This window comes from Methylobacterium sp. (assembly GCF_019750675.1).
Classification (GTDB): domain Bacteria; phylum Pseudomonadota; class Alphaproteobacteria; order Rhizobiales; family Beijerinckiaceae; genus Methylobacterium.
In genome coordinates, this window is record NZ_JAIEOF010000403.1 from 1 (window position 1) to 15,181 (window position 15,181).

Below are 15,181 nucleotides of genomic sequence, written 5' to 3' on the forward strand. Positions count from 1 at the left end.
GCCAGATCCCCCTCCAGCAACGCGGACGAGGTCGAGAGCGCCTCGGGCGTCACCGTGTTCCGCCCGCCCGGGACCGCCGCCCCCGGCGATGCGGTGGTGATCCAGGTGCCGTCCGCGGCACCCGTCAAGCTCGCTGCCGCCCCCGATTCGCGTCTCGTCGAACGCGGGCGCCACGGCACCCTGCCGCGCATCGGCGAGGGCCGCCTGCGCCCCCTCGACGTCTATGCGCGGCCGGAAGGGAGCGGCTCCGGTCCGCGCGTCGCGATCCTGGTCTCGGGCCTCGGCATCGGCCAGGCCGCGACGGCGAGCGCCATCACCCGTCTGCCCGCCGCGATCAGCCTCGCCTTCGCGCCCTATGCGGGCGATCTCGAGCGGACGGTGGCCCGTGCGCGCGAGGCCGGTCACGAGGCGCTGCTCCAGGCACCGATGGAGCCCTTCGACTATCCCGACAGCGACCCGGGTCCACAGACCCTGCTGACCACCGCGCGGCCACCCGAGAATCTCGACCGGCTGAGCTGGGTCATGAGCCGGTTCCAGGGGTTCGTCGGCATCGTGAACTACATGGGTGCCAAGCTGACCGGCGATGCCGCCGCCCTGGAGCCGGTTCTGCGCGAGATCGGCGCCCGCGGCCTCGGCTTCGTGGACGACGGCACCTCGCCGCGCTCCCTGGCCACCACCCTGGCCGCCAAGGCCAAGGTGCCGGTCGCCCGCGCCGAGATCGTGCTCGACGCCCTGCCACGGCCGGAGGCCATCGACCGGGAATTGGCACGCCTGGAAGCGCAGGCCCGCAAGAACGGCTTCGCCTTCGGTTCGGCCAGCGCCATGCCGATGAGCATCGACCGGATCGCCCGCTGGGCGGCGGAGGCGGAGGCGCGCGGCATCCGGCTGGTCCCGGTGAGCGCGGCCCTGCGCGGCCCCGCCACCACCCGGGTGACGAGCGCCAAGCCCTGAGGCCGGAGGCACGGTGAAGCGTGCCCTACGGGAGTCGAATGCGTACAACTCGACGTTTCGTGCGTTGCAGCACATCATGCGCTTGCCTATGGTCGCGGCCATGACCGCATCCCCGATCGCCGACGGCACCGACCTGCCGTATCGCCCATGCGTCGGCATCACGCTGATCTCGCGGGCCGGCCTCGTCTTCATCGGTCGGCGCCGGGCCGATGCGGGGCCCGAGCACGTGGCGGACGGGCGCGCCTGGCAGATGCCGCAGGGCGGTATCGATGCGGGCGAGGATCCGGAGGCGGCGGCCCTGCGCGAACTCTACGAGGAGACCAGCGTGGCGGCGGGCTCCGTCGTGCGTCTCGGTGAGACGGAGGGGTGGCTGTCCTACGACCTGCCGCCGGACGTGCTGAAGCAGGCCTGGAGGGGGCGCTATCGCGGCCAGACCCAGAAGTGGTTCGCCTTCGGCTTCCTCGGCTCCGACGACGAGATCGACGTCACGTCTCCCGGGAAGGGGGCCTTCAAATCCGAGTTCGACAGGTGGCGCTGGGAGCCGATGGCGGGCTTGCCCGACCTGATCGTGCCGTTCAAGCGGCCGGTCTACGAAGGGGTGGTCGCCGCGTTCGCGGGGCTGACGTCCTGGCGGCCCCCGCAGTGACCGCCTGAGCCGGCGCCCCGATGCGGTGGTGGTCGATCCCGATCCTGTTGTTGCTCGGGTGGTTCGCGTTCACGCTGACACCGCTGTGGGCACTCTATGACCTCGCCCGCGCGGTGCAGGCGCACGATACCGACTACATCGCCCGGCACGTCAACTTCCGCACCCTGCGCCTCTCGGTGATCCGGCAGGCAGCCGCCGCCGCGCAGGCGCGTGATCCTGCCGCGCCCGACGTCGAGCCGCGCGAGCGCCAGCGACTCTCCGAGGCCGCCGCGGCCCTGGCTGTCCCGATCGCCGAGGCGCTGGTGACGCCCGCCACCGTGGTCGATCTCCTCGACGACGGCTGGCCGCAATCCGTCGAGTTGGGACAGGAGGCGCCTGCCCCGCGCTCCGGTGGCGGGGGCCTGCGCATCGACAACCTGCGCCGGCTGATCCCGTTCTACCTCGCCTCGGAAATGCGGGGCTTTCGGACGGTCGTGGTGGGCGTGCCGCCCGAGGCGTCCCGCGAGCGTCGGCTGCGCGTCCGCCTGCGCCTGCGCAACTGGACCTGGCGCGTGGTCGACATCGAGTTGAACGACGACCTGCGGGCGCGCATCGCCCAGACCTTCGCGCGGGCCGACGCGAAGACGCGCTGAGCGGCGAGGGACCTCCGATGGCCCCCGCGCTCAGCCCTCGGCCTGTTCGGTCTCGCGGTTGGTGAAGCGCGCGTTGCCGAGGCCGGTGCCGATGGTGAGGATGCCCCAGCGGGTCACATCCTTGCGGTCCGGCACCTCGCTCAGGCCCTGCACCACGGCGTCGTTGTGCATCACCACCATGGTGGTGTGTCCGCCGATGCGCGGGATCGACGCCGCCACGCGTTCGGCGAGGTTGAAGCCGTCGCTCTCCCAGTTGCCCGGCAGGTTCTGACCGCCGCGGGTGATGGTGCCGTCGGCTTCGATGAGACCCGGGCAACCGATTCCGATGAACGGCGCCAGGCTGAGATTGGCGCGGTCGGCCCGCCGGATCAGGTCGGTCAGCATGCCGATCAGGCGCTCCACCGCCTCGTCGCGGGTCGGCATCGGCTCTTCGTCGCGGTGGCGCCAGATCTCCGAGCGCCAGACCTCGCTGCGCGACAGGTCGGAAGCCTTGCGCAGGTTCGTCGTGACCACGCCCGTGCGGATGTTGCTGCCGCCGATATCGACGGCCAGCAGGCTATCGTAGCCGGAAAAGATCCAGGCCGGCGCGAGGTGGACGGCGCCGATCAGGCCACCCTCGTCCGGATGATGCCGGATCGGCTCCAGGGTGATGTCGATGCCCGCCGCGCGCAGGAGGTAACCCGCGCGCCCGATGGCGAGGCAGCCGGCGCGACTGTCGCGAAATCCCCCGCCGACCGCGATGGCCTGCGTGCCCTCCCAGCCGTCCTGGGCCAGGAAGAGCCGGACTACGCGGGCGAGCTCCTGCCCGAAGGTCTCGATGGCGCTGAAGACCGTGCCCGAGGCGAGGGTGTCCTCGGCCAGGAGGACGTCATCGAGGCGCCGCTTGGAGAAGTCGCAGCTGTCCTTGTCGCCCAGGGGATCGGCGCCGAGGGCGCGCATTCCCGCGCGGCATGTTTCCAGCATCTCGCGGAAGGCGGCCTTCGAAACCCGGTCGCCGACGAAGCCGTCACCGTCCTTCAGCTCGATGTTGTAATCGTCGACGATGACGGACGGCAGCCGTTGTGCCGCGTGCGCGATCCCCGCCTCGCGGACCGAGGTATCTTTAGCCGTCCCGTTGCTCGCCATGTCCGTCCGCCTGACTTTCGCCGCATCATCACGCGCGTCTCAACGCGCGGGCACGCTATTTCGGCTTGACGGTTTCGTGAGCGGCCGGCGCCTTCGGCTCGCGGGCCTCCATGAGGTCCTCGGCCTTCTCCTCGTCGGTGTCGCCGCTGCGCTCGATCGTCTTCTCGGGGTTGGCCGCGAGGGCTCGGACGATTGCCACGAGGCGCTCGCACTCGGTGTCGTACTTGTAGGTCTCCAGCACGATGGCGGCGTCGCGCAGGGTGCGCAGGTCGCGAACCGTCTGCTTGTTGGCGGCCTCGCGCAGCTCGGACTTGCCCGCGATCGCTTCTTCGAGCTTGGCCCCCTTCACGTCGCAGGCGGCGCCGGCCATGGCGGTGCTGGCGGCAAGGATCAGGGCGGCGGCGAGGATGCGCATCGTGTGGCTCCGGAGGGCGGGTCCCGCGCGGGTCGCGCGGTATCGTCAGGCGTGGTGGGGGTTGGGACGCAGGATGCCGTTGGCCAGGGCCACGAGGTGGCTCAGGCGGTAGGGCTTGGGCACGAACACGGACTCGGCGACCGCGTCCGCCTGGGCGAGGTGGCCGCGTCCGCCCGAGGTATAGACCACGGGCAGGTTCGGCCAGTGCTGGCGGGCGCGGCGGGCGAGCGTGATGCCGTTCGTGTTGCGGGCCAGATCGATATCGGTGAAGAGCAGGTCGACGCGCTCCCGCGCGAGGATGTCCTCAGCCGCGTCGGCATCGGCGGCGGTGAGGACCCGGTAGCCCTCGTCGAGCAGCGCCTCGGCGGCGAGCTCGCAGACCATGGCTTCATCCTCAACCACCAGGACGGTCTCGGCGGCGGCGCGCGGGCTGAAGGCGGGCAGTGTCGGAAAGGCGCAGGCGAAGGAAATCATGACGCAACTCCTACTCACCCGGCATGAGGCCGTGGGGCCCGTGCCGGATCGCCAGAGAAACGGGCCGCCAAGGCCCATCGTTCGCGGCCGTTCACTCCAATTGCGCGGACTTGGTAAGCGAAGCTTTAACCCTGTGGGCCAAGTCGCGAAGGCGTGCCTGCCGCGCCCATGACCCGTCCCTGGCATCTCGGCTTCGGCCTCATCCTCACGGCGCTCGCGGGCTACGTGGACGCCCTCGGCTTCATCCGGCTCGGCGGCCTCTACACCTCGTTCATGAGCGGAAACACGACGCAGTTCGCGGTCGCCCTCGGCCATGGCGATCCGCATCACGCCCTGCTGCCGGCGCTGCTGATCCTCGCCTTCCTCCTCGGGGGTATCTGCGGGGGCGGCCTCTCGGCGCTCACCCCGGCGCGGTGGGTGACGCCCGTGATCCTCGGCTTCGAGACCGCGGTGGTGACGGCGGCCTTCCAGGCCGCGACGGCCGCGCCGGATTCCGGCATCGCCTCCCTGATGCTGGCGCTCGCCATGGGCGCGCAGAACGCCGTGCTGTCGTACGTCCAGGGGTTCCGGGCCGGCACCACCTTCGTCACCGGCGCCCTGTTCGGGCTGGGCCAGAAGCTCGCCCTGGCGCTCGCCCGGCGGGGCGCGCGCACCGCCTGGGTCGGGGACGGCGTCGTCTGGTTCTCGCTCCTCGCCGGATCGGTGGCCGGAACGGTCGCCTACGGGAAGCTGGCGTTGTATGCCCTCGCCATTCCCGCCGGCCTGGCCGGCTCCCTCGCGCTCCTCGCGACGATCCTGGTCGCGCGGTCCGCCCCGGCCAAGGGGCCTGCCAAGGCACCCGCCATCAAGGCCGTGGCGAAGTGAAACGCGAGGACCAGCGTTGAGAGATCCGTCCGGATGAGTGCCCCCTCCCTCCTCGATCACGTCGCGCCGGTCGCGGCCGGCGCCCACGTCACCCAGGCGGTCTGGCTGAAGGAGACGCTCGCCCTGGCCCTCGGCGACGGCGGCGTGCTCCTCGTCTCCGGGCAGGAGACGCGCCGCGTCGAGGCGCATCCCGATGCGGGGATCCTGGTGGGCGTCGGCGACGGGCGCCGCCTCGTCACGGGCGGCGACGACGGGCGCGTGGTCGCGACCTCCGCCAGCGGCGATGCCGTCGAGGTGGCGGCCGCCAGGAACGGCGCCTGGATCGACGCCCTCGCGGTGCACCCCGACGGCGCCATCGCCTACGCGGCCGGCCGCAACGTTGTCGCCCGCGACGCCAAGGGCCGCGAGAAGACCTTCGCGGCGCCCTCCACCGCGCGGGGCCTGGCTTTCGCGCCGAAGGGCTACCGCCTCGCGGTCTCGCACTACAACGGCGCCACCCTCTGGTACCCCAACCTCGACACCGCCCCGGACTTCATCGAGTGGAAGGGCTCGCATATCGACGTGACTTGGTCGCCCGACGGCCGCTTCGTCGTCACGACCATGCAGGAGAATTCCCTGCACGGCTGGCGCCTCCAGCCCGATCGCGGCCACATGCGAATGTCGGGCTATCCCGGCAAGGTGCGCTCGGTGGCGTGGTCCGGCGACGGCGACTGGCTCGCCACCAGCGGCGCCGAGGCCGCCATCGTCTGGCCGTTCGATTCGAAGGAGGGCCCCACCGGCAAGGCGCCGCGCGAGTGCGGCGTGCGCCCGGCCCGTGTCTCCCGCGTAGCGTTCCACCCCAAGGCCCTGGTCCTGGCCATCGGCTACGAGGACGGCTGCATCCTTCTGGTGCGGTTCACCGATGCCTCGGAACTGCTGGTGCGCCATGCCGTGAAGGGCAGCGCGATCTCGGCGCTGGCCTGGGACGGGCGTGGCACCCGCCTCGCGTTCGGCTGCGCCGATGGGCAGGCCGGCATCCTCACGCTGCCGACCTGAGGCCGCCCGCGATGGCGCTGTTCGGATTCGGCGGTCGCCGCGCTTCGGCCGACCAGGGGGCCCGCGAGGGGGTGATCGCTCGGGTTCGCCACCTCGGCGGCTTCGACGCGGAGGTGATCGTCAAGGTCAGCGAAATCGTCTGCGCCGATCCGGCCTGTCCCGGGCTGGAGACGGTGATCCTGATCATGGTGCCGGGCGATCCGACCCGGGCCGTCAAGATTGCGCGGGCCATGGCCGAGATCGGCGACGCGGACGTGGCGGAGGCCCTCGACGCAGCTCCATAGGGCCAGCGGAACCGGGGGTTCGGTTTCCGCCTTGTCCTTGGCAGCCTTCGGTTTCCCGCCGTGCTCGACCGGGAGGTCCCGTGTTCCGCGTCCTGCGCACCCTCGGGCTCGCGCTCGGTCTCCTCGCCGGTGCCATCGCGGCGCAGGCCCCCGAATTCGCTCAGCAATACGCCCAGCGCCTCGGCGGCACCGTCGACGAACTGCGCCGGGTCGTGTCCGGGTTCGAGGCGGACGCCGCCGCCACCGGGCGGAGCCGCGACGATGCGCTCGCCCGCCTGAGCGGAGACCGCGACGCGCTGGTGTCCCGCCGGGGCGCAGCGGCCCGCGCCGACATCGTGCGCCTCAAGGCGCTCTCCGAACAGCAGCGCGCCCTCGCCGAGGCGGGCGGTCCCCTGGGACGCGCGGTGGCGGTGCTGCGCAATCCGGACATGTCCCTCGCCCAGGCGACCTACCGAGACTACGTTCCGGCGATTCCCGCTACGGCGGACGGGCTCACGGCCGGACTTCTGGGATTCCTCGCCACCTGGGCGGGCTGGCGGCTCCTGGCCGAGACCGGCCGGCGGATGGTACGGGGCCGCCGCCCCGTGACCCAGGGCGCCTGACCCCGCTTTGCCGGGGGCCACGGCATCGTGACTGTTGCACATCGTCTACAGCCCCTCCGGCGTGGCTGCACTAGGACTGTGGCGTAGCGCGTGGGCTCCACCCTGGCGCCGTTTCACGGCCTTCGATCGAACGCATGGCGCGCGCCTCAACTTCCTCCGTCGATCCGGCGAGCGATGCCGCCGCGCTCCTGCGCCGTGTCGGCTTCATCGGCCTGTTCGTGGTCATGCCGGTGGCCGCGCAATTCGCACGGCGCGCCGTGGTGGTGCTGGCGCCCATCGCCATCGCGCTTCTGGTGCTGGCCAGCATCGTCGACGGCAAGTCCCGCCCGGTCCGTCCGGCCTCGACGCGCCTGCTGCGCTCGCCCGCTTTCCTGGCCGGCTGCCTCTTCATCCTCTGGGCCGCCCTCTCGCTGGTCTGGACACCCTTCCTCGATCTCGCCACCGAGCGCCTGCTCAACTTGGTGGCGACCCTGCTGATGACGATGGCGGGCTACCTCGCCCTGCCGGACCGCATGCGCTCGGCGAATCTCTATCTGCTTCCGGTGGGGCTCGCGGCAGCGGCCCTCGTCGCCATCGGCCTCGGCCTCACGGGGCAGGGTCTGTTCGGCCAGCGCCTCGCGCGGATCGGCGACGACGAGGGCATCCTCGACCGCGGCCTCATCCTCCTCGTCCTGCTGGTCTGGCCGGCCGTGGCGTGGCTCCGCTCGCGCGGCCGCGACGGCGAAGCCCTCGGCCTCGCCGTCCTGGTCTCCCTCGCCCTTATCGTCTCGCCGGGACCGACGACCCTGGTCGCCCTCGCGGTCGGGGCCCTGGCCTTCGCGTTCACGGCCTTCCGGCCGACCCAGGGGCCGCGCATCCTCGCCCTGGTGGCCGCCGCGCTCCTCGTGCTCGGCCCTGTCCTGCCGTTCATCGCCCGCCCGATCGGCGCGTGGCTGTTCGGCGGGCGCTCGCCCGGCGTGCTGAGCCTGAAGGCCTGGCAGGCGATCGTCACCTCGGAGCCTGTCCGGCTCGTCACCGGGCACGGGTTCGAGACGGCCCTGCGGGGGCGCTACGTCAACCTGCTGCCCATGAACGCGCCCCGGACCCTGCTGTTCGAACTCTGGTACGAACTCGGCCTCGTCGGCGCCTTCGCGGCCGCCTTCGCCCTGCATGCCGCGATCCGGCGGGCCGGCCGCGAGGCCTCTGTGCTGGTGCCGGGGGCGATGGCGGCGTTCGCCGCGGCCTTCCTCATCGCCTGCATCGGCGTCGGCATGATGGTGATGTGGTGGCTCACCACGCTCGCCCTGGCGGTGCTGGTGTTCGTGGCGGTGGAGCGCGGCCAGTTCCGCACGCGCCGGCCCAAGGCCAGCCTGCTGCGTCCGTCCGGAACCGCCTGATCAGGATTCCACCCCCGCCTCGATGGCCTCCATGTCGGCGTCCGACAGGCCGAAATGGTGGCCGATCTCGTGGACGAGAACGTGGGTGACGAGGTGCCCCAGGGTCTCGTCGTGTTCGGCCCAGTAGTCGAGCAGCGGCCGCCGGTAGAGCCAGACCTGGTTCGGCATCTGCCCCGTGGCGGCCTCGCCGCCCTGCGCCAGCCCGATGCCGCGAAACAGACCGAGGAGGTCGAACTCGCTCTCGCACCCCATCTCGCCGAGGGTCTCGTCGTCGGGGAAATCCTCGACGTGGATGAGGAGGCCGGCGCACAGGTTGCGGAACGCCAGGGGTAGGTTGGCGAAGGCGGCGTGCGCCATGTCCTCGAAGGCCGCGAGATCCGGTGCCCGCGCCCCGGTCCAGTCCGGTGAGGTGCTCATGCGAACTCCGGCAGCACACGCTGCGCCAGGAAGCCCGCGAGGTCGCTGGTGATGTGGTCGATATGCGGTTCGCGCACCGCCTCCTGCTCGAAGGCCTCGCGGAACGGGTCGATCGTCGGTGGCACCACCAGCACCGTCGACATCCCGATGTCATGCGGCACGACCAGGTTGCGGGCGATGTCCTCGAACAGGGCCGCCCGGCGCGGCTCGACCCCGTGCCGCTCGAGGAAGCGCTCGTAGGTCGAGCGCTCGGGCTTCGGAATGAAATCGGCGTCGGCGATGTCGAACACGTCCTCGAAGTGATCGAGGATGCCGAGCTTGGCCGCCACGTTCTCGGCGTGCCTGCGCGAGCCGTTGGTGAGGATCAGCTTGCGTCCCGGCAGGGCCTCGATGGCGTCGCCCAGGGCGGCGTCGAGCCGGATGGTCGAGTGGTCGATGTCATGCGCGAAGTCGAGGAAGTCGTGCGGGTCGATCGCGGATTCGACCATCAGTGCTTTCAGCGTCGTGCCGTAGCGATGGTAGAAATACTTTTGCAGGGCGCGGGCCGAGAGGCCGTCGAGCCCGTACAGGCGCATGACGTAGAGGGTGATCCGCTCATCGACCTGGGGCCAGACCCGGGCGTCGCTCGGATAGAGCGTGTTGTCGAGGTCGAACACCCAGGTGTCGACGTGACGAAAGCCGCGGGATTGGGCGGTGGTGAAATGGCTCTCGCCGGGGAGGAACAAAGCGTCTCGACACGGTTCGGGGTGGGCTCGCAAAGCCCGGCCGTCCGAGATGGGGACCGGTCTGTGCGAAGGGAAGCGTCACCTGAGGCTATTTCAGAGCATGGCCGTGGGCATACGGCAAGCGTCGAGGACGGGATCCGACGGCGCGAGACGCCTGGCCTTGAGCCGGCGTGGCTCCATTTCCTGATCCGTGCTGGAAGATTGAGCAGTGGGATGTAAAATTGAGCGTATTCCCCAGCAATGGAGAGAATCAGAGCCTCGCATTCCAGCAAGTCTCAAAGTGTGTCCTTGGCGCCACTTTAACCGGACATACACGAATGCGAGACTAGGTCTGAGCGGCGGTATGGCGCACCCTGGGCCGGGCGCTCCGCGCCTCGTCCGTCGGGAGAGAAAGCCTTGCTCGCTCGCGATTTCATGAACTTCTTCGACGCGTCCCGGCGGCAGGGCGTGATCCTCTCCTTCGGAGGCGACATCTCCGAGAACGTGCTGTTCTCCCTCGGCGAGGTGCTCAAACTGCGCATGAGCCAGGGCGAGACGGATGCCTCGGTGGCCAAGCGCGTCTTCGCGATCTTCGTCGAGCAGGCCCAGAACGTGATCCGCTACTCGGCCGACAAGGTGGCCAAGCCCTCCGGACCGGCACCGGGCCTGATCAGCAACGGCGTGATCGTGGTCGGCATGGAAGCCTCGCGCTTCTACGTGCTCTGCGGCAACGAGATGCCCGATGCCGACGTGCCGTCCCTGCGCGCGCGCCTCGACCACATCGCCAGCCTCAACAGTGACGCGTTGAAGGCTTATTATCGCGAGAAGCTGCGCCAGCCTCCGGACGAGGGCAGCCTCGGCGGAAGCATCGGACTCATCGAGATCGCCCGGCGCTCCAGCGCCCCGGTCGAGTACGGCTTCCAGGCGCTGGACAACCAGCGCAGCTTCTTCTGCCTCAAAGCCTATATCTGACGGGCCCGCCACCGATGGATCGCATCCAGCTTGCCGCCACGGACCGCTCGCCGCAGGTCGACTTCGACTTCGCGTCGGGCCACCTGTCCCTGCGCGGCGAATCCTACCCCGAGGACGCGGCCGCTTTCTTCGGGCCGCTGCTTCAGGCCCTGAGGGCCCATCTGGCGGACCAGTCCGGGGCACCGATCGTGTTCGAGGTCGGCCTGGCCTACTTCAATTCCTCCAGCGCCAAGGCGCTGATGAACCTGTTCATGCCCCTGGAGGATGCGGCGGAGGAGGGGCGCTCGGTGACCGTGCGCTGGCACTTCGTCGACGGCGACGAGACCATCGAGGAGGCGGGCGAGGATTTCGCCGCCGATTTCTCGCATGCGCGTTTCGAGATGGTGAGGGAGCCGGTGGCATGACGCGGGCGGTGCGGGCCGTGGCCGGGACGCCTCCCGCCAAGCCGGAGGATGCCTTCAGCCTCTACGACGCCGAGGAGGCGGTGCTGGCGCGCTCCGAGGCCATGCTGGCGGGGCTCTCGGACGTTGCGGGCGGCGTCCAGGCCCTCGCCGACGCCTATCGCCGGGGCTACCGGGAACAGCGCCGCCTCGTGCGGATGAGCGACCGGATGCAGCTCGACCTCCAGAAGGCGAACCAGGCGCTCGCCGAGCAGCGCCGCGATCTCCAGGCGCTGAACGCCGCTCTGTCGAGCGAGATCGAGCACCGGACCCGGCTTGAGGCCGAGCTGCGGCGCCTTGCCGACACCGATGACCTCACGGGGGCGCTGGCGCGCCGCCGGTTCATGGAGATCGCCTCCCGGGAATGGCTGCGCCACGAGCGCAGCGGCGCCCCGGTCTGCATCCTCATGCTCGACCTCGACCGCTTCAAGCTCCTCAACGACAGCTTCGGGCATGCCGCCGGGGACGCCGCCCTGGTCGCCTTCGTGGCGACCTGCCGGGCCAACCTGCGCACCCTGGACTTCATCGGCCGCACCGGCGGCGAGGAATTCGCCATCGTTCTGCCGGACACCCCCCTCGATGGGGGCTTCACCTTCTCGGAGCGCCTCCGGGAAGCCGTCGCCACCACGCCCGTGGGCGGCGCCGACTCGGCCGTGACCATCACGGTGAGCATCGGCGTCGCCCAGGCTTGGCAGGGCGAGAGCCTGGAGAGCGCGATGCAACGCGCCGATGCCGCCCTCTACGCGGCCAAGCGCGACGGCCGCAATCGCGTCGGCCTCAAACCCGACACCGCCGTCCCGGAGCGCTCGTGAGCGCCGAGGCGACCCCCAGCGCCCCGGCACAAGCCGCCCTGGGGCAGGACGCGCGCCCACACGCGCGCGGCGGCTCCCTGCGCGGAGCCGGCCCCCGCCGGAGCAGCGACTTCCTGGAGGTCGCGGGCTTCGTCGACGTGCCGACCGGCGAGCCCGGCACCATGCGCCCGGGTGCGCTGCGCGGCGCGGCGCGGGGGCGCGACCTGGATTCGCTCGCCCACACCCTGTTCCTGCGGATCTACCCCGTCATCGCCGTCGTCGTGCTGGTGACGCAGATCGGCATCGCCTGGGTGAACTACCGCGATCAGCTCCACCTCTACAGCGAGCGCGCCGACCTGATGGCTTCGCTCGCCGCAAGGGCGATCGCGCGGCCGGACTGGAGCGCCAGCCCGGAGATCTACCGCCGCCAGGTGGAAGCGCTGAGCCTCGATCCGGCCTTCCGCTCGGTGACCCTGCGCGACGCGGCCGGCACCGTGCTCATGAGCTTCGGCGATCAGAAGCCCGGCCGTGGCTTCGAGCGCATCACCGCACAGGCCGACATCCCCGCCGAGCCGGGGGCCGCCGCCCAGGGACGCCTCAACCTGGCGATCTCGGCCGAGGGCCTGCGCGGGAACGCCGAGAAGCAGGCGTTGCTCGCCGTCGTCACCAGCCTGATCCTGATGCTCGCCTTCGTGCTCACGCTGCACGCCAACGTGCGCCGGCACGTGCTTTTCCCGCTCAAGCGCCTGCTGCTTGCCATGCGGGAGGTCGAGCACAAGCGCTGGGTGCCGGTGCAGCTCGACGGAGCGTTTCGCGCCAGCAACGAGATCGACGTCATCTCCCAGGCCTTCAACCGGATGGTGGACGGCCTGCGCAGCGGTGACGAGGCCAAGCAGCTGCTCCAGCAACTGGAGCAGGCCCACCACAAGCTGGAGGACGCCAACCGGCTCGTGATGGAGAGCATCGGCTACGCCCGCCGCATCCAGAGTTCCGTGCTGCCGGACCGGACGGCCCTGGAGGGCACCGGCCTCGACGTCGCCGTGCTGTGGGAGCCGCTCCACCTCGTCGGCGGCGACTACTTCTGGCTCGAGGAGATCGACGGGCTCGGCATCCTGGTGGTCGCCGACTGTACCGGCCACGGCGTTCCGGGCGCCTTCCTGACCCTGATCGTCGCCACCGCCCTCGACCGTCTGCTGCACGAGCGGTCCTTACGCGATCCGGCCGCGATCCTGGAGGCCCTCGACGGCATGGTCCGAACGCAGCTGCGCCAGGACGGCCGTGGCGCGGAATCCGACGACGGCCTCGATTGCGGGATCTGCGTCTGGGACCGCGCGCGGGGGGAAATGCGCTTTGCCGGGGCCGGCACCGCGCTGACCATCATCGACGGCGCGGCCGTCACCCGGATCCGGGGCGCCAGGCGCGGCCTCGGCTATCCCCAGCGTCCGGGCGAGCGCGTCGCGGTCGAGGAGACGCTCCTCACGGTCGCGCCCGGCATGAGCTTCTACCTGATGACCGACGGCATCACCGACCAGATGGGCGGCACGGGCCCCGCCCGCCGGCTCCTCGGCCATCGTGGCGTCACCGACATCCTGGCCGGCGATCAGGCGGCGCCCCTGGCCGAGCAGGTGGCGCGGCTCGACGCTGCGCTGACCGCCTACCGGGCCGGCGAGGCCCGCCGGGACGACATGACCCTGCTGGCCTTCCGGCCACGCCGGGACACGGTGCCCGACGCGGCCTGAGCGGTCGGGGCCGGATCCCGGGACCCTCCGCCCCGGGCCGAGCCCTCAGCTCCGGCGGATCAGCGTGCCGGCACCGTAATCGGTGAACAGCTCCAGCAGCACCGCGTGGCTGACCTTGCCGTCGAGAATGACCACCGCCTCGACGCCCTGCTCCAGGGCGTAGATGCAGGTCTCGACCTTGGGAATCATGCCGCCCGTGATGGTGCCATCCGCGATCAGGCGGCGGCAATCGTCGATCGACAGTTCGGGAATCAGCTTCTTGTCCTTGTCGAGGACCCCCGGCACGTCGGTCAGCAGCAGCAGGCGCTTGGCCCGAAGAGCGCCTGCGATGGCGCCCGCGAAGGTGTCGGCGTTGACGTTGTAGGTCTGGCCGTCGGCCCCGAAAGCCACGGGGGCGAGGACCGGGATCAACTCGGCCTTCAGCACCGCGTCGAGGACGCCGCGCTCGACGTGCTCCGGCTCGCCGACGAGGCCGAGATCGACCTCTTGCTCGGTCTGGCTCTCGGGGTCGATGATGGTGCGCGTGGCCTTGCGGGCCCGCACCATGTTGCCGTCCTTGCCGCACAGGCCGATGGCGCGGCCGCCCTCGGCCGAGATCCAGCCGACGATCTGCTTGTTGATGGAGCCGGCGAGAACCATCTCGACCACCTCGACGGTGGCTTCGTCGGTGACGCGCAGGCCGCCGCGGAATTCGGATTCGATGCCGAGCCGGCCGAGCATGCGCCCGATCTGCGGTCCGCCGCCATGAACCACGATCGGCTTCAGGCCGGACTGCTCCAGGAGAACGATGTCCTCGGCGAAATCCTCGGCGGCCGCGCGGTCGCCCATCGCGTGCCCGCCATACTTGATGACCACGATTTCCTGGTCGTAGCGCTGCATGTGGGGCAGGGCCTGGACGAGGACTTCGGCGCGCACATGAACGTTGGGCAGCGGTTCTTTCATCGTGGGGCTGGTCCTCGATGGCGCGTCGGGCACCGCGCGCGACGCGGGGCTTCTAGCGCAGCAATGCGGCGGTGCGAAGCAGGCCGCCGACGATTTTCACCGCGCGCACGCAGTCCGCTGCCGAGGCCGGTCCTGAGGGGCGTGCTTGGAGTTCTTGGTGCCACGGAGGGGTAAATCTTCCTTAAGGTTGACGAATTATCATTCGAGCATCGCCCGGGAACTCGCGCCATGCTCCATTCCGACCCGCTCCAGCCGCGTCCGACCCTCGTGAATCCCAACCATCTCGCCAGTGCGGTCGACCAGCTCGGCCATCACGCCGCATCGCAGGCGGAGGTCTGGCACCTGCTCACCCAGAACTTCATCGTCGACCTCGACGCCGTCGCCGTCCTGCTGCCCCGCAGCGAGCCCGAGCCGCACTGGCTGCCCACCCGGCGCTAAGCCGACGACACAGGGGGTGGCGCGTTCGCACCTCGTCCCTCCGTACGCTCCCTGGCACACGCCATGCTTGGGCCGAGGGCAACGCCAAAAAACGATCCGATAGGCAAGGGGAAACACCAGGACAACGATCACGCGGACGCTCTGACGCCGGAGCCACACCGCGGACCTTATTCGCCGTCTCGAACAAGGGGTCCGTCATGTCCGAACTGCTCACTGTTGCCCTCGTTTGCGCCGCCACCCTCGTGGCCAAGGATTGCTCGCGGGACACCGCCCTCGACGTCATCGTGTCGCCCGCCCGCACACCCATGGAATGCCTGATGAACGGGCAGGCCGT

General features: G+C 70.6%; 19 protein-coding genes. 13 read left to right on the forward strand and 6 right to left on the reverse strand.

Annotated features, from left to right (window positions below; genetic code table 11):
- From K2X24_RS21145 to K2X24_RS21155, 3 genes are all read left to right on the forward strand, one after another.
- Positions 1-951 (forward strand): divergent polysaccharide deacetylase family protein (locus K2X24_RS21145; protein WP_292500806.1); only part of this gene is annotated, 951 nt, incomplete at its 5' end.
- Positions 952-1,039: 88 nt separating this feature from the next.
- Positions 1,040-1,597, forward strand: a complete 558-nt coding sequence (locus K2X24_RS21150; RefSeq protein WP_292500838.1) for an RNA pyrophosphohydrolase — start codon at positions 1,040-1,042, stop codon at positions 1,595-1,597.
- Positions 1,598-1,617: 20 nt separating this feature from the next.
- On the forward strand, positions 1,618-2,229 hold the full coding sequence (locus K2X24_RS21155) for a DUF2939 domain-containing protein (RefSeq protein ID WP_292500809.1): 612 nt from the start codon (positions 1,618-1,620) through the stop codon (positions 2,227-2,229).
- A gap of 30 nt (positions 2,230-2,259) precedes the next feature.
- Here the strand turns inward: K2X24_RS21155 and K2X24_RS21160 are convergent, their stop codons facing one another.
- Genes K2X24_RS21160 through K2X24_RS21170 form a run of 3 tightly spaced genes read right to left on the reverse strand, consistent with a single transcriptional unit; the run spans position 2,260 to position 4,243 of the window.
- The gene (locus K2X24_RS21160; RefSeq protein WP_292500810.1) at positions 2,260-3,354 is read right to left on the reverse strand and encodes an ROK family protein; all 1,095 of its coding nucleotides are present in this window, start codon (positions 3,352-3,354) and stop codon (positions 2,260-2,262) included.
- A 55-nt stretch (positions 3,355-3,409) separates the two neighbouring features.
- Complete coding sequence (locus K2X24_RS21165) at positions 3,410-3,769, reverse strand: photosystem reaction center subunit H (protein WP_292500811.1); 360 nt, start codon at positions 3,767-3,769, stop codon at positions 3,410-3,412.
- 45 nt (positions 3,770-3,814) lie between these two features.
- Complete coding sequence (locus K2X24_RS21170; protein ID WP_243912720.1) at positions 3,815-4,243, reverse strand: response regulator; 429 nt, start codon at positions 4,241-4,243, stop codon at positions 3,815-3,817.
- A 168-nt stretch (positions 4,244-4,411) separates the two neighbouring features.
- Here K2X24_RS21170 and K2X24_RS21175 point away from each other — a divergent pair, with 168 nt between their 5' ends.
- The 5 genes from K2X24_RS21175 to K2X24_RS21195 all read left to right on the forward strand — a co-directional run bounded on the left by K2X24_RS21175 (position 4,412) and on the right by K2X24_RS21195 (position 8,404).
- A complete protein-coding gene (locus K2X24_RS21175) occupies positions 4,412-5,107 on the forward strand; it encodes a YoaK family protein (RefSeq protein WP_292500813.1) in 696 nt (231 codons plus the stop codon).
- 33 nt (positions 5,108-5,140) lie between these two features.
- Positions 5,141-6,142: a WD40 repeat domain-containing protein gene (locus tag K2X24_RS21180; RefSeq protein WP_292500815.1), complete on the forward strand. Its 1,002-nt coding sequence runs from the start codon at positions 5,141-5,143 to the stop codon at positions 6,140-6,142.
- A gap of 11 nt (positions 6,143-6,153) precedes the next feature.
- The gene (locus K2X24_RS21185; protein ID WP_292500817.1) at positions 6,154-6,426 is read left to right on the forward strand and encodes a hypothetical protein; all 273 of its coding nucleotides are present in this window, start codon (positions 6,154-6,156) and stop codon (positions 6,424-6,426) included.
- Positions 6,427-6,506: 80 nt separating this feature from the next.
- Complete coding sequence (locus K2X24_RS21190; RefSeq protein ID WP_292500819.1) at positions 6,507-7,028, forward strand: DUF2937 family protein; 522 nt, start codon at positions 6,507-6,509, stop codon at positions 7,026-7,028.
- Positions 7,029-7,162: 134 nt separating this feature from the next.
- Positions 7,163-8,404 (forward strand): peptide ABC transporter permease, encoded by a 1,242-nt coding sequence (locus K2X24_RS21195; protein ID WP_292500822.1) that lies wholly within the window; start codon positions 7,163-7,165, stop codon positions 8,402-8,404.
- Here K2X24_RS21195 and K2X24_RS21200 read toward each other — a convergent pair whose 3' ends face one another.
- Positions 8,405-8,821, reverse strand: coding sequence for a metallopeptidase family protein (locus tag K2X24_RS21200; protein WP_292500824.1), 417 nt, complete (start codon positions 8,819-8,821; stop codon positions 8,405-8,407).
- Positions 8,818-9,546 (reverse strand): pyrimidine 5'-nucleotidase, encoded by a 729-nt coding sequence (locus K2X24_RS21205; protein WP_292500826.1) that lies wholly within the window; start codon positions 9,544-9,546, stop codon positions 8,818-8,820. The genes K2X24_RS21200 and K2X24_RS21205 overlap by 4 nt, the downstream gene beginning before the upstream one ends.
- Before the next feature lie 396 nt (positions 9,547-9,942).
- Between K2X24_RS21205 and K2X24_RS21210 the strand changes: the two genes are divergently transcribed.
- Genes K2X24_RS21210 through K2X24_RS21225 form a run of 4 tightly spaced genes read left to right on the forward strand, consistent with a single transcriptional unit; the run spans position 9,943 to position 13,467 of the window.
- Positions 9,943-10,497, forward strand: a complete 555-nt coding sequence (locus K2X24_RS21210) for a SiaB family protein kinase (protein ID WP_292500828.1) — start codon at positions 9,943-9,945, stop codon at positions 10,495-10,497.
- Between the two features lie 14 nt (positions 10,498-10,511).
- On the forward strand, positions 10,512-10,901 hold the full coding sequence (locus tag K2X24_RS21215; RefSeq protein ID WP_292500829.1) for a DUF1987 domain-containing protein: 390 nt from the start codon (positions 10,512-10,514) through the stop codon (positions 10,899-10,901).
- Complete coding sequence (locus tag K2X24_RS21220) at positions 10,898-11,749, forward strand: GGDEF domain-containing protein (RefSeq protein WP_292500831.1); 852 nt, start codon at positions 10,898-10,900, stop codon at positions 11,747-11,749. Before K2X24_RS21215 ends, K2X24_RS21220 begins: the two co-directional genes overlap by 4 nt.
- The gene (locus K2X24_RS21225; RefSeq protein WP_292500834.1) at positions 11,746-13,467 is read left to right on the forward strand and encodes a SpoIIE family protein phosphatase; all 1,722 of its coding nucleotides are present in this window, start codon (positions 11,746-11,748) and stop codon (positions 13,465-13,467) included. The genes K2X24_RS21220 and K2X24_RS21225 overlap by 4 nt, the downstream gene beginning before the upstream one ends.
- Before the next feature lie 45 nt (positions 13,468-13,512).
- On the opposite strand, the gene argB is transcribed toward K2X24_RS21225, so the two are convergent.
- Positions 13,513-14,409 (reverse strand): acetylglutamate kinase, encoded by an 897-nt coding sequence (gene argB, locus K2X24_RS21230; RefSeq protein ID WP_292500835.1) that lies wholly within the window; start codon positions 14,407-14,409, stop codon positions 13,513-13,515.
- 228 nt (positions 14,410-14,637) lie between these two features.
- Here argB and K2X24_RS21235 point away from each other — a divergent pair, with 228 nt between their 5' ends.
- Complete coding sequence (locus tag K2X24_RS21235; RefSeq protein WP_292500837.1) at positions 14,638-14,847, forward strand: hypothetical protein; 210 nt, start codon at positions 14,638-14,640, stop codon at positions 14,845-14,847.
- Positions 14,848-15,181: the final 334 nt, after the last annotated feature.

Bases quoted from the DNA above. Each gene is read 5' to 3' on its own strand.
- K2X24_RS21160 (WP_292500810.1), bottom strand. From the start codon at position 3,354: ATGGCGAGCAACGGGACGGCTAAAGATACCTCGGTCCGCGAGGCGGGG.
- K2X24_RS21200 (WP_292500824.1), bottom strand. From the start codon at position 8,821: ATGAGCACCTCACCGGACTGGACCGGGGCGCGGGCACCGGATCTCGCG.
- K2X24_RS21180 (WP_292500815.1), top strand. From the start codon at position 5,141: ATGAGTGCCCCCTCCCTCCTCGATCACGTCGCGCCGGTCGCGGCCGGC.
- K2X24_RS21155 (WP_292500809.1), top strand. From the start codon at position 1,618: ATGCGGTGGTGGTCGATCCCGATCCTGTTGTTGCTCGGGTGGTTCGCG.
- K2X24_RS21195 (WP_292500822.1), top strand. From the start codon at position 7,163: ATGGCGCGCGCCTCAACTTCCTCCGTCGATCCGGCGAGCGATGCCGCC.
- K2X24_RS21175 (WP_292500813.1), top strand. From the start codon at position 4,412: ATGACCCGTCCCTGGCATCTCGGCTTCGGCCTCATCCTCACGGCGCTC.
- K2X24_RS21165 (WP_292500811.1), bottom strand. From the start codon at position 3,769: ATGCGCATCCTCGCCGCCGCCCTGATCCTTGCCGCCAGCACCGCCATG.
- K2X24_RS21185 (WP_292500817.1), top strand. From the start codon at position 6,154: ATGGCGCTGTTCGGATTCGGCGGTCGCCGCGCTTCGGCCGACCAGGGG.
- K2X24_RS21235 (WP_292500837.1), top strand. From the start codon at position 14,638: ATGCTCCATTCCGACCCGCTCCAGCCGCGTCCGACCCTCGTGAATCCC.
- K2X24_RS21220 (WP_292500831.1), top strand. From the start codon at position 10,898: ATGACGCGGGCGGTGCGGGCCGTGGCCGGGACGCCTCCCGCCAAGCCG.
- K2X24_RS21215 (WP_292500829.1), top strand. From the start codon at position 10,512: ATGGATCGCATCCAGCTTGCCGCCACGGACCGCTCGCCGCAGGTCGAC.
- argB (WP_292500835.1), bottom strand. From the start codon at position 14,409: ATGAAAGAACCGCTGCCCAACGTTCATGTGCGCGCCGAAGTCCTCGTC.
- K2X24_RS21170 (WP_243912720.1), bottom strand. From the start codon at position 4,243: ATGATTTCCTTCGCCTGCGCCTTTCCGACACTGCCCGCCTTCAGCCCG.
- K2X24_RS21150 (WP_292500838.1), top strand. From the start codon at position 1,040: ATGGTCGCGGCCATGACCGCATCCCCGATCGCCGACGGCACCGACCTG.